The 25,600-nt window shown below is 36.4% G+C and carries 26 protein-coding genes; 13 read left to right on the top strand and 13 right to left on the bottom strand.

Annotation, left to right across the window (positions count from 1 at the left end; all coding sequences use genetic code 11):
• The first annotated feature begins 10 nt into the window (after positions 1 to 10).
• From HM983_RS00925 to HM983_RS00940, 4 genes are read left to right on the top strand one after another with little or no spacing between them, the layout of a single operon-like run.
• Entirely contained in the window at positions 11 to 1,150 is a 1,140-nt protein-coding gene (locus HM983_RS00925) for a cobyric acid synthase CobQ (RefSeq protein WP_179343365.1), read from the top strand.
• Positions 1,151 to 1,152: 2 nt separating this feature from the next.
• Positions 1,153 to 3,330, top strand: a complete 2,178-nt coding sequence (locus tag HM983_RS00930; protein WP_179343366.1) for a ThiF family adenylyltransferase — start codon at positions 1,153 to 1,155, stop codon at positions 3,328 to 3,330.
• A gap of 18 nt (positions 3,331 to 3,348) precedes the next feature.
• Positions 3,349 to 4,044 (top strand): hypothetical protein, encoded by a 696-nt coding sequence (locus tag HM983_RS00935; protein ID WP_179343368.1) that lies wholly within the window; start codon positions 3,349 to 3,351, stop codon positions 4,042 to 4,044.
• A gap of 2 nt (positions 4,045 to 4,046) precedes the next feature.
• A complete protein-coding gene (locus HM983_RS00940) occupies positions 4,047 to 5,072 on the top strand; it encodes an MBL fold metallo-hydrolase (protein WP_179343370.1) in 1,026 nt (341 codons plus the stop codon).
• Between the two features lie 143 nt (positions 5,073 to 5,215).
• Here the strand turns inward: HM983_RS00940 and HM983_RS00945 are convergent, their stop codons facing one another.
• Entirely contained in the window at positions 5,216 to 5,845 is a 630-nt protein-coding gene (locus HM983_RS00945) for an N-acetylmuramoyl-L-alanine amidase family protein (RefSeq protein ID WP_179343372.1), read from the bottom strand.
• Between the two features lie 189 nt (positions 5,846 to 6,034).
• Here HM983_RS00945 and HM983_RS00950 point away from each other — a divergent pair, with 189 nt between their 5' ends.
• Genes HM983_RS00950 through HM983_RS00990 form a run of 9 tightly spaced genes read left to right on the top strand, consistent with a single transcriptional unit; the run spans position 6,035 to position 13,240 of the window.
• The gene (locus HM983_RS00950) at positions 6,035 to 6,322 is read left to right on the top strand and encodes a hypothetical protein (RefSeq protein WP_008610937.1); all 288 of its coding nucleotides are present in this window, start codon (positions 6,035 to 6,037) and stop codon (positions 6,320 to 6,322) included.
• Position 6,323: 1 nt separating this feature from the next.
• Positions 6,324 to 6,602: a hypothetical protein gene (locus HM983_RS00955; RefSeq protein WP_179343374.1), complete on the top strand. Its 279-nt coding sequence runs from the start codon at positions 6,324 to 6,326 to the stop codon at positions 6,600 to 6,602.
• On the top strand, positions 6,595 to 8,997 hold the full coding sequence (locus HM983_RS00960; protein WP_179343376.1) for a TraG family conjugative transposon ATPase: 2,403 nt from the start codon (positions 6,595 to 6,597) through the stop codon (positions 8,995 to 8,997). Before HM983_RS00955 ends, HM983_RS00960 begins: the two co-directional genes overlap by 8 nt.
• A 4-nt stretch (positions 8,998 to 9,001) precedes the next feature.
• On the top strand, positions 9,002 to 9,577 hold the full coding sequence (locus HM983_RS00965; protein ID WP_179343377.1) for a conjugal transfer protein: 576 nt from the start codon (positions 9,002 to 9,004) through the stop codon (positions 9,575 to 9,577).
• A gap of 3 nt (positions 9,578 to 9,580) precedes the next feature.
• Entirely contained in the window at positions 9,581 to 10,423 is an 843-nt protein-coding gene (locus HM983_RS00970; RefSeq protein WP_179343379.1) for a hypothetical protein, read from the top strand.
• Between the two features lie 20 nt (positions 10,424 to 10,443).
• Positions 10,444 to 11,067 carry a conjugal transfer protein TraK gene (locus HM983_RS00975; protein ID WP_179343381.1) on the top strand — a complete coding sequence of 208 codons (624 nt, stop codon included), beginning with the start codon at positions 10,444 to 10,446 and terminating at the stop codon, positions 11,065 to 11,067.
• On the top strand, positions 11,048 to 11,977 hold the full coding sequence (traM, locus tag HM983_RS00980; RefSeq protein WP_179343383.1) for a conjugative transposon protein TraM: 930 nt from the start codon (positions 11,048 to 11,050) through the stop codon (positions 11,975 to 11,977). Before HM983_RS00975 ends, traM begins: the two co-directional genes overlap by 20 nt.
• Positions 11,978 to 12,009: 32 nt before the next feature.
• Positions 12,010 to 12,867, top strand: a complete 858-nt coding sequence (locus HM983_RS00985; RefSeq protein WP_179343385.1) for a DUF4138 domain-containing protein — start codon at positions 12,010 to 12,012, stop codon at positions 12,865 to 12,867.
• A gap of 7 nt (positions 12,868 to 12,874) precedes the next feature.
• The gene (locus HM983_RS00990; protein ID WP_179343387.1) at positions 12,875 to 13,240 is read left to right on the top strand and encodes a nuclear transport factor 2 family protein; all 366 of its coding nucleotides are present in this window, start codon (positions 12,875 to 12,877) and stop codon (positions 13,238 to 13,240) included.
• A gap of 38 nt (positions 13,241 to 13,278) precedes the next feature.
• Here HM983_RS00990 and HM983_RS00995 read toward each other — a convergent pair whose 3' ends face one another.
• The 12 genes from HM983_RS00995 to HM983_RS01050 all read right to left on the bottom strand — a co-directional run bounded on the left by HM983_RS00995 (position 13,279) and on the right by HM983_RS01050 (position 25,427).
• Entirely contained in the window at positions 13,279 to 14,136 is an 858-nt protein-coding gene (locus HM983_RS00995; RefSeq protein WP_179343388.1) for an RteC domain-containing protein, read from the bottom strand.
• 252 nt (positions 14,137 to 14,388) lie between these two features.
• Entirely contained in the window at positions 14,389 to 14,610 is a 222-nt protein-coding gene (locus tag HM983_RS01000; RefSeq protein ID WP_179343390.1) for a Cif family virulence factor, read from the bottom strand.
• 106 nt (positions 14,611 to 14,716) lie between these two features.
• A complete protein-coding gene (locus HM983_RS01005; protein WP_179343392.1) occupies positions 14,717 to 14,944 on the bottom strand; it encodes a hypothetical protein in 228 nt (75 codons plus the stop codon).
• Entirely contained in the window at positions 14,941 to 15,150 is a 210-nt protein-coding gene (locus tag HM983_RS01010; RefSeq protein WP_179343394.1) for a hypothetical protein, read from the bottom strand. The genes HM983_RS01005 and HM983_RS01010 overlap by 4 nt, the downstream gene beginning before the upstream one ends.
• A 56-nt stretch (positions 15,151 to 15,206) precedes the next feature.
• Entirely contained in the window at positions 15,207 to 15,785 is a 579-nt protein-coding gene (locus tag HM983_RS01015) for a YybH family protein (RefSeq protein ID WP_179343396.1), read from the bottom strand.
• 99 nt (positions 15,786 to 15,884) lie between these two features.
• Positions 15,885 to 16,790, bottom strand: coding sequence for a helix-turn-helix domain-containing protein (locus tag HM983_RS01020; RefSeq protein WP_179343398.1), 906 nt, complete (start codon positions 16,788 to 16,790; stop codon positions 15,885 to 15,887).
• 51 nt (positions 16,791 to 16,841) lie between these two features.
• A complete protein-coding gene (locus tag HM983_RS01025) occupies positions 16,842 to 17,825 on the bottom strand; it encodes an acrylyl-CoA reductase family protein (RefSeq protein ID WP_179343400.1) in 984 nt (327 codons plus the stop codon).
• 67 nt (positions 17,826 to 17,892) lie between these two features.
• Positions 17,893 to 18,411, bottom strand: coding sequence for a nuclear transport factor 2 family protein (locus tag HM983_RS01030; RefSeq protein ID WP_179343402.1), 519 nt, complete (start codon positions 18,409 to 18,411; stop codon positions 17,893 to 17,895).
• Positions 18,412 to 18,415: 4 nt separating this feature from the next.
• Entirely contained in the window at positions 18,416 to 19,042 is a 627-nt protein-coding gene (locus HM983_RS01035) for an NAD(P)H-dependent oxidoreductase (RefSeq protein WP_179343404.1), read from the bottom strand.
• 251 nt (positions 19,043 to 19,293) lie between these two features.
• On the bottom strand, positions 19,294 to 20,769 hold the full coding sequence (locus HM983_RS01040; RefSeq protein ID WP_179343405.1) for an efflux transporter outer membrane subunit: 1,476 nt from the start codon (positions 20,767 to 20,769) through the stop codon (positions 19,294 to 19,296).
• Positions 20,770 to 20,867: 98 nt separating this feature from the next.
• Complete coding sequence (locus tag HM983_RS01045; RefSeq protein ID WP_179343407.1) at positions 20,868 to 24,056, bottom strand: efflux RND transporter permease subunit; 3,189 nt, start codon at positions 24,054 to 24,056, stop codon at positions 20,868 to 20,870.
• A gap of 132 nt (positions 24,057 to 24,188) precedes the next feature.
• Positions 24,189 to 25,427, bottom strand: a complete 1,239-nt coding sequence (locus HM983_RS01050) for an efflux RND transporter periplasmic adaptor subunit (protein WP_179343409.1) — start codon at positions 25,425 to 25,427, stop codon at positions 24,189 to 24,191.
• Positions 25,428 to 25,600 lie beyond the last annotated feature (173 nt).

Here is a 25,600-nt window from a genome sequence, read left to right on the forward strand (position 1 = left end):
AAATAAAAATATGGGAAAGAACAAAGCAAAATATTATCCTGTTGGTAACGGTGACACTTCACTTTTCAAGATCAGCAATGCAAATATTATAACAGATTGCAATATACGAGAGGTTAAAGATGGCATTTATGATGTAAAAAAGAACCTCATAGAAGAACTGGACACAAGAGATGACAAGCCCTACACGGATTTATTCATCTTGACACACCACGACAACGACCATTGCTTAAATTTCAAAAAACACTTTCATACTGGAAAAATCAGTTCCTATGATGATGACGATGATAAAATAATCATTGACGAATTGTGGGTCAACGAGTATATACTTGGCGACAACAATATATCTGATGATTCAGATGCTGGTGTAATAAGAAAAGAGGTGAGGCGAAGAAGAAATCTATACAAAAATAATGACAGATCTAAAGATGAGCGTGGAAACAGGTTAGTCCTAATTGGGTATGACGACAATAACGAGTTTACCAATGTTCCACAACATATACCAGGCAGCACAGTAACACAAATTAACGATACTGGTCTAAAGAATTTTGAGTTTTTTATACACGCACCATTCAAAGCAGACGTAATTGACTGCAATGCAAAAGAGGACAGAAATATGTCCAGTATTGTTTATCAAGCACGGTTCTACAAAAGCAACGGAAGTGATTTTTCGTGTAGAATATTACACGGTGGTGATGCAGACCACTATCGCTGGGCAACGATTAAAGAAAAATCAGAAAAAAATGACAACAAAGATGCTTTGGAATGGGATATTTTCCAAACACCACATCATTGCTCTTGGACATTTTTCAACGATACACCTTATAAGGACGATGACAAGGGTATTGACAATTCTGAACCAAAACAAACCTCGATTGACATTTTAAACTATAGTCTCACAGGGGCTAAGGTTGTGGCTACTTCAAAGAAAGTTGTAAATGACAAAGACAATCCGCCTCACTACCCTGCAAAAACAGAATACACCAATGTTGTAGGTGATAGCAATTTTAAAAACACACAAAAATTCTATGATGATTTTAAAAAACCTATTGTTTTTGAAATAGATGATTATGGCGCAACATTAATTAAAGCTTCAGCAGCTGCAATAAGTTCTGGTCTAAGTAAACCATCAAGGGCAGGAAGAGCAGGATAAGTATGAAGCAAGATTACACAAACCCATCAACCGAAAAAGTAAAGATTGAAGAGCTTAAAAATGAGAAATCAAAACAAATAACATCTTCAATCGATGCTTTTGGTGGAACTGTAACACTCTTTGAATTATTGCAGGGCAGCGATAATGATGAGTTTTTATTTCTGAATTTTCTACCTGACATTCCTAATAACCCAATAAATGATATTAGGCAGGAAGAAATGATAGTTATAATAACTGCTGGCAGCACTCAAGAATTGCCCAAGGTTTTTGCATTAAGGGATGATTTCCCGCTTGGATTACCTCATACAAACATAACTAAAGACGAAAGACCTGTAAGTCTTTGTATATTTGAAGATAATTTTGAAGAGCTAAAACACCAATGGTCTGGTTCTTATTTTCTACAATCTATTAAAAACTGGTTAGAACTTACCGCAAGAGATGAGCTACACCAGGAAGACCAACCTTTGGAACCTTTTGTCATTGGAAGTAATGGGATTATAGTTGACCCCAACAATAATTACATCAAACAATTGCCAAGTGGTTTTTACAAAACCACAAACAGTTCTCTTGGTACGCCAATCCATAGGTTATTTATTGCAACACCGCCTTTGGATAATGGTGTTGTACACCAAAGAGTCGATAACCTATATGCCTTGAGCGAATTGTTTAAATCGAAAGATATCGACTTACTTAAACTTTTAAAACCAAAAATCATTGAATTAGTAAATGGTGGGTTGTCGCATAAAATCAACGGGGATTTTTGGAAAGGAATAGTTTTTTTAATTGTGGAAATTCCCGTTTTAAGGGATTCCAAGAATTCTGAGCCAACTTTAGCCGGGTTTAAAATTAATGCTACGATTAGTGAGTTGTCAACTATTTTTGGTAGAACGGTTGTTAATCTTAATAGTGTATTCGAAATAGAACAAAACCTAAGTGAAAGCAAACTTTCATCAATTAATATTGAAATTTTAAGCCCACACTTGAGCTTAAACAAAACATTGGCTAAAAATTATAGCGGAATCGATAAAAAGTGGTCAGAATCCAAGTTCTCACTTATTGGCCTTGGTGCTTTAGGCTCTCAGTTTTTTATGAATCTTGCTCGAAGTGGTTTTGGTCAATGGAATCTCATAGATAAGGATATTTTACTTCCACACAATTTTATAAGACACGCTTCAACAGATATTGAAAACCAAATTACAGTAAACAAGGCAGAAGCCATTTCAAAACAAGCTAACAGCCTTTTGAATGACTGTAATTTTTCTAAGCCTCTTCCAAAAAATATTTATGATGTCGAGAAATCAACACTTCTTAAATCAGATGTCATCCTCGATATGTCAACATCTATAGGTGTAGAAAGATACTTGGCAAACGAAATAAAGACGGTAAGAAAGTTTTCTTCGTTCCTAAACCCTATGGGTAGCGATTTAGTTATGCTTACGGAAGACAACGAAAGCTATTATCCTTTAGATTTGTTGGAAATCCAGTATTATAAAGAGTTACTAGCAGATACCAGTTTGTCGCAACACTTGGCCTTTGAGCAAGATAAAAAAATTAGATATGCACGTGGTTGTAGAGATATCACCTCAAAAATCCCCCAAGAGAACCTTGCTATTTTTTCAGGTATCGCATCCAAAGCATTCAAGAAAAAATTAAATAATGATGATGCCTCAATTGATATTTGGAAAATGGACGAGTCCAGTTCTATTAATCACTATACTTTTTTGGTAGATGATTGGTTTGAAGAAAAAATTAATGGCTGGACGATATTTTTCAACGAGAGCACTCTAAACAAAATATCAAAATTCAGAATTGACAAGTTACCCAATGAAACGGGTGGTATTTTAGTAGGTGCTATTGATAACTTCTACAAGAAGGTCTATGTGACCAATACAATTCTAGCACCTAAAGATAGTATTGAAAAACCAACTTTATTTATACGGGGCATAAAAGGTGTATGTGAAAAGCTTGAAATTATAAGCAATACGACCAATGATAACCTCAAATATTTAGGCGAATGGCATAGTCATCCTATAAACTATGGATTGGCAATGAGCGGTGACGATAAAGTCCAATTTAGTGAACTTATGAATGAAGCCAAGCTTAATGGGCAACCAGCAATAATGTCTATTTTCGGTGATAACGAAAAACATAAAACATACTTTGGTAATTATGAAATTTAAAATTAAAGCATATTAAAGATGATGAAACCAACAGAATATTATATTAAAGCAAGACTATTTCCTACGATAATTTGTGCAGTTCCATTGTGGACATTATACTATTTTGGCTTCAGCGAAAAAATTATTGATTTCATAGAATTTCTCAAAGGGTATAAATGGGTTAGCGATATAACAATCTCTATTGCCATAATTTACTTTATGACCCAAATTAACAGGTTCATCGCAAAAGAGATTTTTCAAAATATTTTCTTTAAAGAAGAAAAGAATATGCCAACAACCAATTTCTTGCTTTATTCAAACACATTCTTTGCACAAAGCACAAAAAAACGTATCCGTGAAAAAATCAAAGAAAGATTTGGAATAGAGCTTCTCAATGCGTCTCAAGAAAATGAAGATGAATTAGAAGCAAGAAAAACAATTGTTGATGCAGTAGCACAAGTTAGAAATGTGACAAGGGACAATCGCCTTTTGTTACAACACAATATAGAATATGGCTTTACCAGAAATCTAATCGGTGGCTGTCTTATTGCAGTTTTAGTTACTGTGTTCAATCTTTATTTCTTTAAGACCATAGCCACAAATGTACAAGCTGTAAACATCAGTATTATAGTTGGTACTTTATATCTAATACCTATACTTCTAAGTAAGTATTTAGTAAATCGATATGGAAAAAACTATGCGAAAGTTTTGTTTGAGCAATTTTTAAACGTCTAAGTATGGATTTCAGTATAGATATGTTAGACTTAGGAAATGCAGACTGTAATATAATCTGGACAAAAGAACAAAGCCAGAATTATATTACAATTATTGATGCTGGAAACCCAAATGATGCAAAAAAGATTATTGCACATTATAAAAAATATATTGAGCCAAACATAAAAGAGAACACCCCAATTTTAATAATAAACTCTCATCCACATAAAGACCATATTGGTGGTCTGGTGGATCTTGTACATTTTTTTAATAGTAAAATCGCTCGTTTTTATTATAATGACCCTACTAAGTACATAAATGAAGACAAAAGAGGTGGAATAAAAGAACTTAGTGAATCCATTCTTTACTCTAACAGAAGGGTTAAAAAAGTAATGCAATCTATTAAAGATGTTGAGAGCTTAAAAGAAGTATTAAGCCAATATAATATACAACCTATTGAAGCATTTTCAGATACTGTACTTGACCATAATTTATTTGAAATAGTCGGGCCCTCTAAAGAGTTCTATTTAGAACAATTAGAATATTTTACAAATGTTGACCGCTTAAAATTTATGAGCTTAAATACCATTAAAGAAGCTGATGTTAATGAGGTTGATGAAGGACTGAAGCCTTGTTCTATTTTAGATGAGAAAAATGATTCATCAGCAGAAAATCTAACTTCAGTATTAACAAAATTTACAGATTCTAAAGGCAGAAAATATCTTTTTACTGCCGACGCTGGAATTGATTCATTTGAATCGGCAGTCAATAACGGATACGATATAAAAGACTTACACATATGCCAACTGCCCCATCACGGTAGTAGAAGAAATATTAGTACTAATTGGGTGTCAAATTTTGATCCTAAGCAGTTTTGGGTTTCTGCAAATGGAAGTGCAAAGCATCCAAGGAAAGCAGTAATAAGTTGTATTAAAAAGAATTTACCACATTGTAAAGTGTTCAGCACTCACAAAGGTGGCAGTAAACATATTAATTCTACTAATAGCCTATTTCCAGAAAGAAATTGGACTACGGCGAAATCATTGTAGGCAAAATATTTACTTAATTAATATTAAAGTGGGTTTACCTTTATCTAGTTTTTAAAACTGAATAAATATTATCTAAAACTATTTTAACAATTTTGGCTATGTTCCTTATGATTTTTAAAAATAACTCACTCATAATTTTTTATTCACTTCAATAATTGACTTAATATTGCTAATGCTATATTACTGTTGTTTTCTTCTTTAACAAAATATTTCTTCTCATCCCAATTACTCAAAAACCCCAATTCCAAAAGCACCGAAGGACAATAAGCAACTGTTTCCCTTAATACTTGAAAATTCCTAAACTTCACACCTCTACTCTCAAAACCTAATTCAGTATTGAGCGCAGCTTGTATCTGAAAAGCAAGCCAAGTAGAATCGTCTGAATATTTAGATTCTGCATCTGCCACGTAAATTTCAACACCTCTAGCATTCGGACTATCGGAATGATTACAATGCAAGGACACAAATAAATCCGCCTTTAATGCTTTAGCCAGCTTGGTTCTATCTGAAAGTGAAATGAACGTATCACTATACCTCGTTAAATATATATCGAGTGGTTTTTCCAAGTCGTTATTTAACCTTAAAATCTCATTTGCAATGGACATAACCACATCCTTTTCTTGGATGTCATTTAATCCAATTGCACCAGAATCTTTTCCACCGTGTCCAACGTCAATTATAATTCGTTTTTGAGCGCTCGCTTCTTGTCCAAAAATGATGCACATTTTTAGAAGTAAAAAGACAAAACTGACGTTTTTGAGCACTTTTTTCATTTTCAATTTTCGGGTTATCAACAACTTCCCTTTCAAAATTCATAGAATTTGATGTCAAATAATAACAATATAATTCAAATAGAATCAAATAATATTTTATTCACAAATATTTGATTTTCAGTTATTTACATTCAAATATATGTAAATTTCCCATAACGAAAATGAACCAAAAATTTAAACTGTTCCGTTATGAAAAAATCACACTATTTAGCATCTATTCTTTCGCTTTTATCCACTTCGCTTTTTGCTCAAATTGGTGGCATAGAAGATTCAGTTAATGATGTTGGCGACACCATCAGAACCATTTTTCCTATTTTATTGGGTGTCATCTTCTTGGTCGGCTTCCTTTTTAATGCTGGGCATTTCTTTGGGGAAAATGCAGACCTTAAAAAAGGGATTACTAGGGTACTTGTCTTTGTACTTATTGCAGGTGCGGTAGTTGGCATCTTCACATATTTAATAGGCATCGTTGTTTAAGATGAAACGGTTCGAGGTCTATAGAAACATTAGAAAACGGGCAGTCATTTTTGGATTGCCCATTTCACTATTTGCATTAATGATGGTCGCCATACTTGCATCCTTATTAATCATCATTTTTTCCTTCAGCTTCGGACTAATTATCGGCATCCTGATTTTCAATGCTGCGCTCTATGTAGCATTAACTAAAATCTCAAACAATCCTCAACTATTTCAGGTGGCAAAAGCCTTTCCAAAAATCATCAGCAACAAAAGAAATTCTGGTTTTAATTATGAATAAGATTAACCTTTCAGCATATCAACCTATTACAGATATTCAAGACAATATCGTTTTTGCCAATAATGGCAATGTGGTCTTATGTTATGAAGGCACGTTACCAGAAATCTATTCATTATCTGAAAAAGATTTTGAAGATATACACGGTGCTTGGTTTCAAGCCCTGAAGTCTTTACCAGTTGGAACAGTTGTACATAAGCAAGATGTCTATCTTAAAAAGTCATATACCTCAGAACAACTATCTAATAAAACATTCCTAGAGAAAGCAACCCACGAACATTTTAAAGGTCGTGAGTATATGGAACACCGTTGCTTTTTGTTCTTTATTCTAACCAAGAACAAGGCATTGAACAATCCGAAATATGTCAATCCATTCCGGAAAGTTTCTAAAGGAATTATTCAAAAACTAGATGATAACGTACAGCGTTTCGTTGGCTCTGTTAGCGATTCTGTCTCATTCATCAACAACAGTCGAAAAATGAAATTCATTTCGCTTAAAGCGAAAGATATACAGCAGTTGACCAATGGTTATTTCAATGGGTTTAATGAAGGGTTTGATACCGATATCATATTAGATAAAAAAAGCGTCAATATTGGCGAAAACCATTTTGATGCCCTAGCTATCAATAGCGAACTGTGCTTTGGCGAAAGTGTACAGAGTAGCAAGACCAATGAGAAATTCACTTCTGACGATTTTGTGTTTCATCAAGGGTTTATTGATGGTCTAGGGCTTACGCTTAATGAGAACCACATCGTCAACCAAATCCTATATCTGGATGACAAACAGAAGTGGCGCAAGCTGCTCGATAAGAAAGTTGAAGAACTCAACAAAAGCTCAAATTTCGGTTCGCAGAACAAAGTCGTCCTCGGTAAAATTCAGTATATCCTTGACCAAATTAATGCCGATGATAATGCACGCATTATTCGTGGTCATTTAAACATTGTGTATTGGGATAAAAACCCTGAGAATCTAAGTCGAATCGGTTCAAAAATAAAGACCGAATTTAAGGAACTGGATATCATCCCATACTATCCCAGAGGCGAAGAACGTAAAAATTACATCTTAAATAGTTACTGCTGCTTCTCATCCAATTTTTCTAATAATGATTTGTACGTAACAGATTTGAAACACGCACTTTGCCTGTTCATCAATAACACTAATTATAATTCTGATGCTACTGGCATCATCTTTAATGACCGTGAGCATAACATTCCTGTTCTTAAAGATGTTTGGGATGAAAAAAAGAAACGCATCAAGGCACGGAACTTCGCCATCTTCGCACCAACAGGCGAAGGCAAATCCTTTTTGGCCAATAATATTCTACGCCAATATTTTGAAAGTGGCGTTCGCTTGGTCATCATAGACTTGGGCGGTTCTTACACCAAATTCGCTAAACTCTATCCGGAAAAATACACGGTGCTTCGCTACGAAAGTGGTAAAAACTTAGGTATAAATCCTTTTTATATAAGTGATGCAAATGACCTGACACCTGAGAGGTTGGAAGACCTATCTGTTTTCTTATTTGAATTGTTTGCTTCAGATTTAAAGGTTACCAAAGCACAATCGGTTTCGGTCAAAAAGATATTGCGCCACTATTACAATAATACTTCGGAAAATCATTCTTTAGATGGTTTCTACAACTTTATAGAAAGGAATCAGAAAAACCTTCTGGACACCTTAAAAATCCATCCCGACTACTTCAATACTACAAGCTTCTTGCACGTAATGTCCGAATATGTCGGCGATGGTCTATATAGCTTTCTATTTGAAGTAAGCGAAGACCAGACGTATAAAATCGAAGACAAACGATTGATTGTTTTTGAACTGGATGAAGTCAAGGACAACAAAGAAATCCTATCCGTAATGTTGAAGCTGATTAAGTCTGCTATCCAAAGAACCATTTGGAAGAATAGGGCTGAAAAAGGAATCATCCTCTTCGATGAGTTTGCCAAACAATTGAAGTTCGACAACGTATTGGAAAGCGTCGAATTCTACTATCAAGCTATTCGTAAACAGAATGGTGCGATAGGCATTATTCTTCAGTCGATAAATCAGCTTCCGAACAATTCAACATCGGCAAGCATACTGGAAAATACACAGGTCATTTATAGTCTGAATAATGAAAAAGGCTATGACGAATTGGTCAAAAGGCTCAACCTATCCAGCCACGACTTGAACCAATTAAAATCCATCAAAAACAATCTTTCCGGTCCACGGAAGTACACCGAAATGTTCATCAAAATAGGAAAGGAAAGCAACATTTTTAGGCTTGAAGTTCCAAAAGAAGTGTATGCGGCTTATTTAACCGACGGAAGAGAAAATGAGAAAATAATGAAGCTCTACGATGAGCATAACGATATGGAAAAAGCAATAATTCAATTCACATCTAAAACATAATATTATGAAGACAAAAATCCTAATTCTCGCAACAGCATTCATCCTTTTATTGCCTGCACGCGCTGCGTGCCAGGGAATGCCTACATATGACAATACTAATTTTATCAGTTTGGTAAAACAACTTATAGAATCAGGCAAACAGACAGCACAAATGATTAAGTCTGTGAAATTCCTGAAAGATGCAAAAGAGGCGATAGAAAAGGTATCAAGCGTTGTCGAACAATTAAGAGCAGTTGAGGAAATCGCACAAAATAATCAGCGGCTTATTCAGGTAATGCAAAATGATTTACAGGATATTCTGAACTCGCCATATATCAAACCAGAGGAAGTTACTCGGGTCACAGAATCGTTTAGCACCATCGTCCAAAACTCATTGGACACGGTTGATTTTATCGATGAAGTCTTATCGAGCGATTACCTAAAAATGAGCGATGCCGAACGCGCTGAAATTCTGAAGGCAAAAGAACTGGAATCCAAAGAAATGGTTTCCAACATCACTACCAAAACGAGACGGTACAAGGATATAATTTCCTTTAGAAAAATGCAGGATAAAATCAATAACCGCGAAACCAATTACTAAACGATGACCGCCACTATTCTTTTAGGGATTGGACTGGAATACATTGATACGGTGTTTCAAACCATACAGAACAGCAGTTTCTCGCAATACACTATTGCGGGAATGAAAACGCTTGCTGTTCTGTTTTTTCTGGTGAATATCCTTAAAAAATACAATGAAGGCGTTGCAGATAAAGATGGATATACTTGGGGATTAAGTCCTGGGGATTTGGCAAAGAACTTTTTAATTGTCCTTCTAGTTATTTTTTCAACACAAGTGCTTGGCTTTTTTGATAGTATTTTAGTTTCTGTTGAAGCTCAATATCGCGGAACTGCGCCAGCATTATTACCGTTACAGATGCAAGACATCCCCATAGAAGAGGATGTTAACCTTATAGATGCTGCAAAAAACGCAATGACATTACTTTATGAAGCATTGGTTACACCACTATACGGATTCAAAATATTGGCTTTTATAATAGGTATTATCCTTTGGATTCTAGACCTGTTTATCTATCCGTTGTTTTTGGCAGAACGTTTCTTCCTCTTGGGAATAATGCAGGCGTTTTTCCCTTTAGTTATTAGCCTAGCGGTTTTTGAGAAGTTCCGCTCATTGGCCTATACTTTTTTCAAATTGTATGCTGCGGTCTATATGTTGGTGCCAGCCTTCTTTTTGGTCAACATCTTTGTAAACGCGCTCTATACAGAAATCAATACGAATTTTTGGATAAACCTCTTCGGAACAGACGTTGGCCAGGGCTTTTTTGCACCTGTGGTTCAACTTGGCTCGGTAGGCTTTATAGTATTCCTAAAATTCAAACTCTATAAGCGAGCCACCTCATTTACACTCAGATTATTTACTGCCTAAGGCAGATTGAAGATTAAAATATGAAAACACCTTACAAAAACATATATGCTGTCTTAAAGTTGAACCGATTTATCGTGTTAGCAGTTGTCATTTTTGCAATGCTGTCGAGCATCTTTTCACTTTGGATGGCGTACAACACCAATCAAAAAGCACTTAATAGTGCCTTTGCGATTAATACCGATGGCAGTATAATTCCGTTAAAAATAGTAACTCAAAAAGAAAACTTTAGGGTTGAAGCTTTGGCGCATCTGGACCTGTTTCACAACTACTTCTATAATATTGATGCCAGCAATTACGAGCGAAATCTAGAAAAGGCGCTTTGGTTGGGTAACAGCTCTGTAGATAATCTTTATCGACAGAAAAAAGCGGATGGCGTCTATAACCGTCTACTACAATATTCACTCGTACAGAAAGTCCTGAGTATTGAATCTCAGATTGAGCAACAGAGCGGAACCTATGTCTTTAGAACGGTAACAGTATTTGAAATCAATAGAGGCTCGATAATCGATACCTATGAACTGGTATCTAGTGGAAATTTAATTCCTGTTGACCGAAACTTTCCCAATAACCCGCACGGTCTTTTGATTACGGAATACTTTGAAAACACCCTTAAAAAACTTGATAATGAAAGTAGAAAAAAATAAAATAGTCTTTTCGGCTATATTGGCCGTGATTTTTATATTCCTGATTTCCTATTCCGTAATGGTTATGGGCGATGATGAAAGTGATAATGAGAACCTGAAACAAACTTTAGTACCAGACTTGGACGAAAACCAAAAAGAGTACGACTCTAAACTGGATGCCATAAACGATTTAAAGGAAGTGCGTGAAAATAATGCGCCTAGCATCTATGACGAGAAGCTGATTGATTCCTTGGGCTATTACGACCCAGACCTTCCAGAACGAGAAAAAGAACGCATCGTTGACAGTATTTATGATGCTGGCAAGATTCAATATTCAGCACGACGATACCAAAATCTCGGACAGCGAAAAATTGCTCAAAACAGAACCAAACAAATTGACTCAGCTGAAGTTAAAAGAGAACAAAAAATTGAAGCCAAAGAATTAGGGCTTGAGCATCAACTCTTCTTTGCAGCTGCACCTAAACCAAATGAACTTTCAATTATTGGGAATACAGATGACAATATTTATGTCGTCGTCGATGGCGACCAAATCGTAACGGTGAGTACTAGATTAAGAATGCGGCTTACTAAATCAGCAACTATTAATGGTAAGTTGATGCCAAAGAATACATCAGTTTATGGGTTTATTAGTTTTCAGCCAAATCGTGCGTTGATTGAGATTGAAAATATCAATCATCATCCAACAAAACTCAAAGCATTTGACCTGCAAGATGGAAGCGAAGGCATTTATGTCGAGAATAATTTTAGAGCAGAAGCAACCAGAGAAGTACTGGATGATGTCATTGGTGACATCAATATTCCTACTGTTCCACAAGTGGGCGGACTTACGCAAGTATTTCGGCGTTCAAACCGAAGGGTAAAAGTGACGGTGTTGAACAATTACAGATTAATTCTAAAACCAAAATTATGAGGCCCATAATGGGCATTTAAAAACGCATTCTTATGAAAAATTCAATTTTAATAATAGCAGTTTTATTTATTTCTGCTTTCACACCTCGACTTTGCTCGGCACAGACTACAGCGCAAACCATCACGGTACTAGATACCATCTATGCAAATGACACCAAAAACGTAGCCTTGTTTTTTCCAGAACCCATACGACAAGGTATAACTGGCTCAGATAATTTTGTATTCACTTACAACCGAGAAAAACAGCAGTATTTTGGGTTACTTCAGGCAAAGCCCGGCAAAGAAAGCAATCTGCTGGTAATCAACAGGAATGGTTCAATTTTTTCGTATATTGTACGGTATAAATCTCAGCTTTCAAAGCTGAATTATTTCGTACCAAAATCAAGCAGTATAGGGAATGAAAAACCTATTCTAAATGACACGATCAAAGTAGCAAAAATTGAAGATTCGGTTGACAACAAAACCTTTTACTACACCAAATTCTCATCTTATCTTCTTGCTAGGAAACAGAAAATAGGTACGATTCAAAAACGAAATCAAGGTGTCGTTTTGAGTGTTGAGAATATAGTTTTTGATAAGGAAGAGCTATATTTCGTTATCCGGGTTGAAAATAAATCGACTTTAGATTACGATTTAAATTTCTTAAATCTTTCAGTTGAGACAAGACAAAAAGGTAAAAAGAAATCGTTGCAAAAACTGTTTCAGACACCAATTTTCGAGTATAACGTGCCATCAAGAATAGCAGAAGGTAAAGTTACGAGGTTGGTTTATGTGATGCCTAAATTTTCAATAGGTAATGACCGTAGATTGGTTGTAGAGCTCAATGAAAAAGATGGGGAAAGAGATTTAAAATTGAAGGTGTCACACAAGTATATCAATAACCCAAATTAATAATATTATGAAAAATTTCGTCATTTGCTCACTCGTACTTTTATTCATTTCTTGCTCAGGAAATAAGGATATGTCCCCTTCTGAAACTGCCAAAGTTGTTGCGGAAAGTCTTTATCAGGGCGACAAAGCGACTCTTAAAAAACATACTACAGCTGATGGTTTTGCCAATCTTTCTAGCATTCAGGATATGTTTGCCGAAGATAAAAATTCAGAATCCGATTTCAAGATTGTTGATGAGGCTATGGACGGTGAATTTGCTTGGGTAAAGTATTCCACGGCATACGACCCAAAGCCTGGTGTTTTTAAGTTGGTAAAAGAAGATGGCCAATGGAAGGTTACTCACAATGGACCGAGGGATAAAGGGCCTTTTTAATGATTTAATTTATAACTGTACCTAAAAATTTTATAGCCCTATTCTTCGTCTTTTTCTATTTTTAGAATTAAGCAGGTTTTTAGCTTATCTAAAAACTTAGTTCTATCGTTTTTACGACCTTTTATTTCGAGATATGTTCTATACACGTTATCAAATTGCATTTCAAACAGTTCTTCACAGGCTTCTGCTAGCTGTTTTATGGATAGACGCCCTTCTTCAATTGCACCGGATATCTGAAGTGAATAAATCAATTCAATCAAATCAGTCTTAGTTGCTGTCCACCTTAAAGACTTTTCTCTTCTGTTCTTTAAAGAATTATTTAAAGCTCTTATTTTCTTTCTTCTAAAATGTAACTCGCTTAAAAGATGTTGATAGTGATTTATTAACAAGTCATAAGCAGAAATTTTAGCCACCATGTTATCGTGACTTGTTGAAAATTCATCATCCGTTAAATAATATGAGGTATCGGTTATCAATTTAACTTCGTCTTTACCCCTCAAAAAATAATACTTGTCGAGATAGGTGCTTTCTTCGCGAATATACTTGACAAAGTCTAAATTTTTGGTGTAGTCTAGCTGTAACTTATCAATTTCCTCATCTATAAACTTACGTTGTCTAGCTACACTACCTTGTGGACGATGCAATAAAAATTGATATAGTTTAGCATAAAATTTTACTCTAGAATAGATATAAGGTTTTTGGTGCTTGAAAAAATTAATTTCATCTTCATCATTTTCAAACTTCATTTCCCTGAGTAATACGCGCAATTGCTTTATGTATTTACGTGAAATCGTAATCCCCATTTCTACATTCTTAAATTCGCTTAGACTAGATTTTTCAATAACTAAAATTTCGCTTTTATAATTACTCAATATTTTATCTATACTATTAATCATTTGCTTAAGATTTGGGGCCAATTGATTAGTACGTAAGGCAATTAAAAAAGCTAAAGTTAGCGCAGATTTAATCAAAATTAGTTTGCAACTTCTAGAGGTTAAACACAGATAGCAGGTGTATTGCTAATTATTGGCCTTGGTCTCACCAAACAAATTAGAAGGGCAAACCTTGAAGGGTTTTGTATCATAAGGTTTTATTTTTAGAAACTTCAAATCTCAATTTAGAATTTGTATAATCTTAAAAAAAATAGGTTAACTAACGTTTGTCAAATGCTCGTGAATTATCTTCCAATCTCCATCTATTTTCTTCCAAACGTGAGCTGCACACTGAACTGCCGAAAAGGCTGTCCCACCTTTTAAAAGAGCTTTTGAAGATTCCCATTGAAATGTGGCAACCGCCAGATTATTATCTAATTCAACGGCTATGTTTCCAACCGGCTTTATCTCGTAGTAGGAAAATGTGCTATTAATCATAGGTAACCATTTTCGCGATAGGCATTTGGACTCTTTATTACAACTGCGCTACCTTCCAATCCGTCTAAAACTAAAAGTCCATTTGCCTTACTTGCAAAAAATTTTTCTAAACCTTCAAAATTAAAAGGGCTTTTTCCTGGACTCCATAGGTGGAACCATTTTTCAGTCTTTCCTGTTTTTGTAAAAGGTTTTCTTGTTGTTGGTGCGTTAGTTCAGTTATATCCAGTGAATTTGGTGTAACTCCGATTCTTTGAGTGCTTTCCTTGTTTTGTGTCAAAACCATTTGTGTTTGTAAGGTTAATAGAATTAGTGCTATATATTTTAGAGTTTTCATTGGGAACTATTTTTATCTTTTTTGAATACTTTTGTCCAAAAAGGAATTAATACATACGTCATTGATGGCACCAGCATTACTGTTAATGCTAATGTTCTTATCGTAAGTGGAAGTTCATTAAGGTACTTTCCAAAAAGAAATAGTATTGCGGTAATAGCTGGATAAATAGCTACCCAAACTATAAGTGTTGATTTGATTTTTTTCATTTTATTAATTTTCAAAATGTATTGTAGCTGCGGCTGTAAAGTAAATTTATAGCAACCTATTGTTGGGGCGTATAAGGCACGGAAATATGTTCGTGTACCACCAACCATTTGTTATCCGTTTTTTCAAGTATGACCGTTTGTCTTGCCGCAGTTTGATATTCTTGACCTCCTTTTGTAATTCCATTCGCAATAATACTCGAGCTCATCCAAGCAACATTCCCGTTTCTAGCATATCGAAAGGTGTCCGGTTTGAGCTTCACATCAAACTTTGATGAGTTAAGAACAATTTTTGTCAACTCTTTGGAATATTCATCCCAACCTAAAAAACCGTCGGTTGGTGGAAATAAGTCGTAAGCGAATAAACGTTCTGTTTGGTCATAAAATTTGGCAGGCACCTCTATGTCAAATATTTCGGTATCTCCTGGACTCCAAGATTTATTATACGCAACTAAAAAACCTTTAAAAAACTTAGATTCCTCTATTTCACTTTGAAATTTAGCCTCTTGGATATTAGCATTAAGATCTATTGAGGAAATCCATTCTGCTTTATCCTTCGAATCTTGTGCACTTACCGTATTGTAGTTAGTGAATTGTATCAGTATTACAACCAACAATATTATTTTTAAATTTTTCATATTATACTATTTTTAATAGTTTATATATTAAGTATGAAACAAATGTACCTCTAGAAAGTGTCTGAGTTTAAACCAAAAACAAAGTAGAAATGACCAATTTTAAGTATTGCGGAACTGTAACGGTGTCAATCCCGTTTTTTTCTTCATAAACCGAACAAAGTGTGTCGGATTATCAAAATGCAAATCATAGGCTATCTCGCTTACAGTACGTGAAGTTTGCCTGAGAAGCGATTTAGCTTCGCTAATGCGTCTGTCGTGAATTGTATTTAGAGCTGTCTTACCTGTAAGGTTTTTTACTATAAAGTTTAGATGAGTAGGATGTACAGAAAGTTTAGAAGCAAACTCCTTTACAGATTTTAATACAGTAGTCTTGTTGGTACCATACTGGGCTTCAATAAGTGATAAAAAACCATTAAACAAACGTTCGTCAGAATTTTCTTTTATATCATCCGTACCTAACTTATGCTCATAGATATTCTTTGATTCTAACAATAATATGTTAAGATAAGACCTGAAAATATCATTTTTATTATTTTCATCTTTTTCAATAATCCTTATAATATTCTCAAAAATATTCTTGAGATGAACAGTATCATCTTGAGCAAGTAAAAGACTCATAGAACTGTTTGTTTTAAAGAATGGAAAGTCTATGTTAAGCTTATTTTTCTTATGAACCAGCGCATAAAAATCGGATGTAAAATAGGCAATATATCCACTTAATGGCTGAACATTTTCCCAAGATTGAATATGTCCCTCACTTGAAAAAAATAGCGCATTCTTACTTAATTGTTTTTCCTCTTCATTTTTTTTCATTTCTAATTTACCGTCCAGAATTAGCATTATTTGATAAAACTTTTTACGGTAAGGCGGCATTACTTTTGGAACCACTTTAGCTGATTCTTCTAATCTAACTATAGAGAATCCATTGAAAATAGGGCATTCAAAATTGATGTATTTGTAGTATTCATCAATGGTTTTGAATAAGTTTATGCCGTCTATTTTCAATAGGTATTTGGATTTTAATTTGTGATTAAAGATAAAAAAATCAAAGTGAAATCAAATCACTTTTACAACGGTTCTTCCTTTGGAACCACCATCTAGCATTTCCAGTGCAATTTTTGGTACTTCTGAAATTGGCATCACCTTTATTGATTTATCAAGAACTTGAAAATCGACCAATTCAAATAATCGCTTCCACGCATTCACTCTCTTTTGCATTGGTGTGTATACCGAATTAATACCTAAAATTGTTATTCCTCTCATCACAAATGGAATTACAGAAACGTCCATATCGGTACCTGTTACAATTCCGGTGGAAACACCAACTCCTTCATACTGTAATTGTTTTATAAGTCTTGACAATGTATTACCTCCAACAGTATCAATGAAACCTGCATAATTCTCATCTTCTAAGGTATCTTCAGTTGACTTAGCGAAGATTTTTCTATCAACAACTTTTGTGGCACCAATCGATTTCAGATAATCACTCTGACTATCTACTTTACCTGAGCTTGCAATAACATCATATCCCAGCGTATTCAGTAACTGTATGCTCAATGAACCTACGCCACCAGTAGCACCTGTGACTAAAATAGGACCATCTTCCGGGATGACACCATTAAGCTCTATTCCTTCAATGGCGAGCATTGCGGTAAGCCCAACGGTACCTAAGCCCATAAGCTGTATATCTGAAATCTCATCAGGCACTTTGATAAGCCAATCTGCATTAGAAACCGCCTTCTCCGCAAGACCTCCAAATCGTTGATAACCTACGCCATAACTGGTATGCATTACACGTTCCCCTTGTGTGAATCTTGAGTCTGAAGAAGAAATTACTGCTCCGACAAAGTCGATTCCCGGTACGTGGGGAAACTGCTCCACAGAATCCCAAATATTATACATTGTGGCTGCATCGGAATAGTTTATCGCGCTATGTGAGACTTTAACGACTACATCGCCTTTTGGTAGAAATACCTCGTCAATAGTTTCATAATTAGGTATTGCCTTGCCCTCTTCGTTCTTTATTACTATTGCTTTCATAATGATTGTTTTATAGAGCGTTAGTGTTTTTGTTAAATGTATCTATCTTGCTCTTTTTAATATTTCTTTATTTTGTTGTTAGATGTTCGTGGATGATTTTCCAGCTATCCCCTTCTTTTATCCAAATAGTGGTTCCCTTTTGTCCTCCCTCAATGGAATCACCATTCTGTAATCTTGTATTATCAAATTCGAAATCAAAGGTCACGAATCCCATTTCCTTAGTTTCCCTGCTTTGAATATTGAAAAATCTAAGATTGAGATTCTGAAACGTCTTTTTATTGAATGGCTCCCAAAATTCTTTATAGTTTTTATAGGTGTGAATTTCTAACGTCTCATCTCCAAAATCATCAATAGCATAAAAATCTTGGTGATAAAGTTGGGTTGGGTCTGAACCTTCAAAAAGTTTATCACCAGGATTCCAGAAAGCGATATAGGAATCAAATGCTACGAGTAATGAAGTCTTTTCATCTTGGTCTATATCATTGACTGCGCTGTGATTTTCACCCGAAGTATTATTTTGTGCATATAAGCCTGAGAAGGATATTAATATTATTGTTACAGTCAGAATTATTCGTAATGTTTTCATAATTTTAGTTTTTTTGATTAAAAAGTTTAGATTCTATCCATTGCCCAGTAGTATTTAACAGGTCTTTTCTATCATCATCAGAGATGTATGGAATTGAACCAAAGTGAAAATGTTTCTTCACCTCTATACCCGTATATTCAAATATTCCCTCATCAACAGTTTTTTCGAAGGCTTTTAAAAAACCTTCTTCTTGATAGTATTTGTCTGGATGTCCAAATGTGCTGAAGATTGCTGCTTTTCTACCTTTCAAAAGTTTTATGAGCCCATTTTCACCGTAATCGAAAGCAAATTTTGGCGAAAACACTCTATCTATGTACCCTTTAAGGATAGCTGGCATTTGAGTCCACCATACTGGATAAACAACAAATATCCAGTCTGCTTTAGATACCTTTTCCTGCTCTATTTTAACATCATTGGCAAGTTCTCCGTTTTTCCTGCTTTGTATATCAATAGTTGACAATACCGGATTGAAGTTTATTTTATATAAGTCAGATACAGTTGTTTCAACACTAGCTTTTTTTAAAACTTCTGTTATCCTTTTCAGGATGGCGTGATTAAAACTATTTTCATTTGGGTGAGCGTAAATAATATGCGCTTTTGATACTTGGTCATTATGTATTGAATTTTTCATCTTTTTATGTGTTAATGATTATTTACATTACAAATCTACCTCTGATGCCTAGTTTAGCTTTAACCAATATCAAAGAACAGATGACCATTTTTAAGTAATGAACAGTTCTGACTATATTGACAACACTAGAGCAGCCTTTTTTGAGCTAAAGTGAAAGTAAATTTCTCTATTGAATAAAATATATATAAAAAACAGCGGCTCCCATTTCTGAAAGACCGCTACTTCATCCAACATTAAATCGTGGTGTAATTTTATTTTGAACTAATGTCTTCTGTTTTAAGTTTGTCAAATTGTTGTTCCAACTCTTGAGCACCAACAATTTCCCAGCCACCACCTAAAGCTTTGTATATGGCTATCAAGGATGTTGCTGCGTTGATTTCACTAATTGCCAATTGATTTTCGGCCTGTAAGAGTGTGCCATCTGCATTTAGGTAATCGATAAAACTATCCAGACCCGCAGTATAGCGTTGTTGTGCAAATTTTGCAGCTTGGCTGCTGGCCTCGGCAGACTTGCCCACTAACTCCCGTCTTTTAAGTTCATTGGTATAATTGGTCATCGATGTTTTGATTTCCTCCAGGGCTTCCAAGACCGTTTTTTCATATTGGTTGAGCACAGCCAAAGTCAATGCATCTTCACGATTGATTTGTTGTTTGACGCGCCCCAAATTGAATGCCGCCCAGCTGATGCTTGGCAAGATGCTCCAAGTAAAGGATGAATTGTTTCCGAAGTTTGAAAAATCAACCGCTGAAAATCCAATAGAACCTCCAAATTGAACATTTGGATATAGTTCGGCAACCGAAAGATTATACTTTGCAATCTGTATTTGTAGCTCCGCTTCGGCACGACGCACATCTGGTCGTCGACGTAACAAATCGGTCACATTGCCTATAGCCACAGATTCTGGAAGAGTTGGTAGTGGCTTTTTAGTGATAATGTCGTCAGCTAGATTGCCCGGTACTTCGCCTATTAAAACACTAATGCTATTTTTTAAGGCCTCAATACGTGCTTGCAACGGTGGAATGGTCGCATTTGTACTTTCCAATTGTGCCAATGCCCGTGAAACATCCAAGCTATTGCTTGTTCCGGCATCCGAAAGTCGTACCGTGAGGTCATAGGTTTTTTGTTGGTCTTTTAAATTTCTATTGGCAATGTCCAATTGGTACTGTGCTCCACGTAGTTGGATATAGTTACGTGCCACTTCGGCAAAAATGGTAACGTATGCGCCTTGCATATCTGCTATAGCCAATTGATTATCGGCATAGGCGCCTTTGACTCGGTTAGAGATACGACCGAATAAATCGGTTTCCCAAAAGGCATCAAAACTGGCACTGTAGGTGCTAAACGTCGGATTTACACCTTGTACGAATATATTTTCACCCAAACGGGTACGGTTATAACTTCCATTCGTAGTAACGGTCGGAATTCTGTCGAGCTTCGTTCCCTTTAGCAGAGCTCTGGACGCATACACATTGGCTACTGCACTGTTGATATCGAGGTTGTTCGTTCTCGCTTTTTGGATAAGTGTGTCCAAGATAGGGTCGTTGAATTCTGACCACCATTGGGTAGCTGTTTCTGTTTGTGCTTTCGCAAAAGCGGAATCTTGTGTAGCTGTTGTCAAGTAATTTTCATCTACGTCAACATTTGAATTGACCTCAAAATCCCTTTTGGTAATCCCACAGGAAACCAAAATCAGGGATAGTATTGTTAGTAGTGTTAGATTTTTCATTGTTCTTATATTTTAAATTTCTTAGTACAAATTTCGGTCAGCAAGGGTGTTTGGTGTTAACCAATAACACCCTTAAGATGACCAAAATCTAATATTCGTTATATGGTTTGAACTTGTTCGGGTAGTGCTTCAGCTTTTTCCACTGTTTCCGACTTAGGTTTCTTGGTGGTTAACTTTCTGCCCAGATAGTAAAACACCGGTGTCAAAAAGATCCCGAAGATTGTTACGCCTAGCATCCCACTGAATACCGCTATACCCAATGATACTCGCAATTCTGAACCTGCTCCAGTTGCAATCGCCAATGGAACAACTCCTAAAATGAATGCCATTGCGGTCATTAAAATTGGACGTAAACGTAGTTTAGAAGCTTCGATAACAGCTGTCTTTAAGTCCTTGCCTTGGTCTTCCAATTGTTTGGCAAACTCAACAATGAGAATGGCATTTTTACTTGCCAGACCCACTAGAACCACAAGACCAATCTGAACCATAATGTTGTTATCCAATCTAGCTAAATCGATACCGACCATTGCCGATAAGAGTACCATAGGGACTATGAAAATGACTGCCAATGGTAGTACCAAACTTTCAAATTGAGCTGCTAATAAAAGGAATACAAATATTACGGCTAACAAAAACGCAATCGCTGCGGTATTTCCGGTTTGCTTTTGTTGGTATGCCATCTCTGTCCACTCAAAGGAAATTCCTTGTGGTAAGATTTCAGCAGCCAATTCTTCCATTCTATCGAGGGCTTGCCCTGTACTGTACCCTGGATTGATATCACCTACTAAGGATGCTGCTGGATATAAGTTGAAACGTGGAATACGGTTTGGACCTGCAATGTCCTTTTGGGTACTTACCGTTCCCAGTGGTACCATTTCACCTTGATTGTTCCGAACCTTGATTCTTGAAATATCATCTGGTGTTAAACGATTTGGTGCATCTGCTTGAGCGGTCACTTGATAGGTTCTTCCCAAATAGTTGAACTCATTTACAAAGGCAGAACCCATATATACTTCCAAAGACTGGAAGATGTCCGCTACGTCAATTCCCAACTGCTCAGCTTTTACACGGTCTATATCCAAAAACAATTGAGGGGTTTGATTATTGAAAAAGGTGAAAACACTGTTCAGTGCTGGGTCTTCATTCGCTGCAGCAGCCAATGCGTAAGTTGCATTAATCAATTCATCTGTACCTAAGTTAGCTCTATCTTGCACCATCATTCGAAACCCACCGGCATTACCAATACCTCTTACAGATGGTGGCGGGATGACAACACCGAATGCATTATCTATACTACCAAGTTCTTTTCTTAATGCTGCAAGTATGGATTCTGAGGTCAATCCTTTTTCAGTTCTTACACTAAAATCTTCAAGTGTAGAGAAAATAGCTGCTGAGTTGGATGCATTGGTAGCCGAAGCTCCATCATAGCCAGTAAAGGCAACCGTATTCTCAACACCATCAACCGCCAATATTTTGTCTATGGCTTCTCTTACGATTTCATCGGTTCTAGAAAGTGAAGCTCCCGGTGGTAATTGTATCACATTGATGAAATAACCTTGGTCCATTTGTGGTACGAAGCCAGTGGCAACACGATTGAATTGAAATCCTGTTAAGGCGATAAGACCACCATAAACGACCATCACCATTGCACTGGTTCTGATAAGTTTGCGCACGCTGTTACCAAAACGCTCCGAGAGCATATCCATAAAACGATTGAAGCCATCACCTACCCATTTAAAAGGTTTTAATAGTAAAGGTGTTTTTTTATTCGGGTCGTGTGCTTCGTGGCGCATCAACAAGGCTGCCATTGCCGGACTTAATGTTAATGAGACGAATACTGAGATTGCAGTTGCAACGGCAATGGTCAATCCAAATTGTTTATAAAACTCTCCGGAAATACCATCTAAAAAAGCAGTTGGGATAAAAACTGCAATCAAAACTAACCCGATGGCTACCAAAGCACCACCTACTTCATCCATTGTCTTACGTGCAGCCTCTTTAGGTGAAAGACCTTCTTTGAGATACCGCTCCATATTCTCTACCACTACAATGGCATCGTCAACTACAATACCGATGGCTAGCACCAATCCAAATAAGGTCAGGTTATTTAATGAAAATCCTAATCCTTGCATTATGGCAAAGGTTCCTATTAACGAAACCGGAATTGCTAAAATCGGTATAATCGCTGCTCTCCAGGATTGAAGAAATAATAGTATAACAAAGATGACAAGCAATACAGCTTCAAAAATGGTGTGATACACTTCATCTACGGATTTTTGAACAAATTCTGTTGGATTATAGGCAATCTTATATTCCAAATCTTCAGGAAAGTTTTGAGATAGTTCCGCCACTTTTTCCTGAATGGCCGCAGCAGTTTCCAATGCGTTACCGCCCGGTTGTTGAAAGATGGGCATTGCAATAGCAGGGTTTTTTCCCAAATAACCTTTGGTGGCATAATTCTGCGCGCCCAGTTCCACGCGACCTACATCCTTTAGTTGAACGATTCGCCCATCGGTACTTCTTTTGATGATAATGTCTTCAAATTGTTCTGTGGTCACTAATTTTCCTTGGGTCTGGATGTTTATCTCAAAAGCCGACTGGTTGCCTGATGGTAATGTGTTAAGCGTACCACTTGCGATTTGCACGTTTTGCGCTCTTAAGGCGGCAACCACTTCTCCTGCGGTCATATCAAGATTGGAAATTCTGTCTGGGTCCAACCAAATACGCATTGCATATTCTGCTGCACCAAAAATTTGGATATCCCCAACACCTTTCAATCGAGCAATCTGGTCTACCATCTGTAAAGTGGCATAATTACCAATATACGTCTGGTCATAGGTTTTATTAGGTGAGTACATATTGACTACCATTAGAATATCCGGTGACACCTTATTGGTGGTAATCCCTAATCTTCTGACCGATTCGGGAAGTCTGGGTTCTGCAATCGCAACACGATTTTGTACCTGAACTTGTGCTCTATCTAAATCAGTACCCAGTTCAAAGGCAACTTGTAAGGTTACCCGACCGTCTCCTGAAGATTGAGACGTCATATAAATCATTCCCTCAACACCGTTAATTTCCTGTTCTAGTGGCGTGGCTACGGTTTCAGAAAGTGTCTGCGCATTTGCTCCGGGATAGGTAGCAGTTACCTGAACAGTTGGTGGTGCTACATCTGGAAATTGTGAGACTGGCAAGGATACGTAAGCCAATCCGCCCACAATCAATATCAGGATGCTCAGCACCGCTGCGAAGATGGGTCTTTTGATAAAAATGTGACTGAATTTCATAATTTCTAATTTTTAATGTTGGACTGTCCCTTCGGCTAGGCTCAGGGCAAGTGTATCCCTGTCGCTCTCTTTTTGGCCTTCAGGGGGAACGGCTATAGAGAGCGATATTTGGGATACTGAAAGTTGTTGGGTTTATTTCGCTACTTCGACTTCACTCAATACAGGTTTCGCGAAAGCTAAAGTATCTTTATTTTGGGTTAAGGATTTTTCTGTTGGACTTACCGCAACACCAGGGCGTATTTTTTGGATATTGTTGGTAATCAATTTGTCTTCTGGCGTTAGTCCGCTTCTAACGATTCTTAAACCATTGGTATGTAATGGCCCTAATTCAATATTTTTAGTCGTAACGGTATTGTCTTCACCTAACACATATACAAATCTTACCGATTGATTGGTGCCGATGATTTCATCGGGAACCATAATGGCTTGGTGCTCTGCACTACCCAATAATCTGGCCTTACCGAACATTCCTGGTTCTAGGATTCCGTCTTCATTATCCAATATGGCACGTCCTTCAATGGTCCCTGTACTTCTATCAATTTCGTTATCTACAAAATCCATCACAGCTTCGTGTGTATAATCATCCTCATCTTGAAGTTTTATCAATACCGGATTTTCTGTAGAACGGGAAGAACCTCGTTCGCCATTTCGCGCTAAGCGTGCATATTTAAGGTAATCGGATTCACTTCCCGTAAAGTAGAAATGAATAGGGCTTGTAGCGACAATAGTGGTCAAGATAGTAGAGTTGGAAGTACCACCGTCGATTAGGTTGCCTTGGTTGACCAAATCTCTACTTACGCGCCCAGAAATGGGTGCGGTTACTGTTGCAAATTCCAGATTTAATCGTGCCTTATCTATGGTAGATTGTGCTAATTGCAAGCTCGCTTTTGCTCCTGCCAATGCTTGTTGTCTACTTGAATATTCTTCAACGGATACAGCACCACTTTCGCGTAGCGATTTTACCCGGTTAAAATTTTCTTTTGCTTGTGTAAGTGCTGCCTGTGCTTGGCCATAAGTCGCTCTTGCTTGGTTCAAGGCAATTTTGAAAGGTCTTCTGTCAATTACAAAAAGGACGTCACCCTTATTGACCATCTGGCCATCTTCAAAATTTACGCTTTCTACATACCCACTTACACGGGCTCTAACCTTTACGCGGTTACTGGCTTCAAATCTTCCTGTGTACTCATCCCATTCGGTGATTTTTTCGAATACCGGACTTGAGACCTCTACTTGCATAGCCGCTACTTCATTTTGCGGCGTTTCGTTGCTTTCTTCTTTAGTTGACATTGCTACAATTAAAATTGTAATCAATAAAAGCGTAGCAAATAATCCAATTCGCCTTGCTACTTTATTTTTTTTTAGTGTTTTCATTTTATTGTGATTTTTGTTGTTATTATTATTTGATGGTACAAATATATTCCAGTGATGCGTCCTACAGTTAACCAAAATCAAAGTAGGTATGACCAAAATCTAATGAAGATTTCATTTATTTATTTATACAAAGACAAAAGGTTCACTTTTGAGTAACTTCTTTTATCAAAATT

The organism is Winogradskyella ursingii, assembly GCF_013403975.1.
GTDB lineage: Bacteria > Bacteroidota > Bacteroidia > Flavobacteriales > Flavobacteriaceae > Winogradskyella > Winogradskyella ursingii.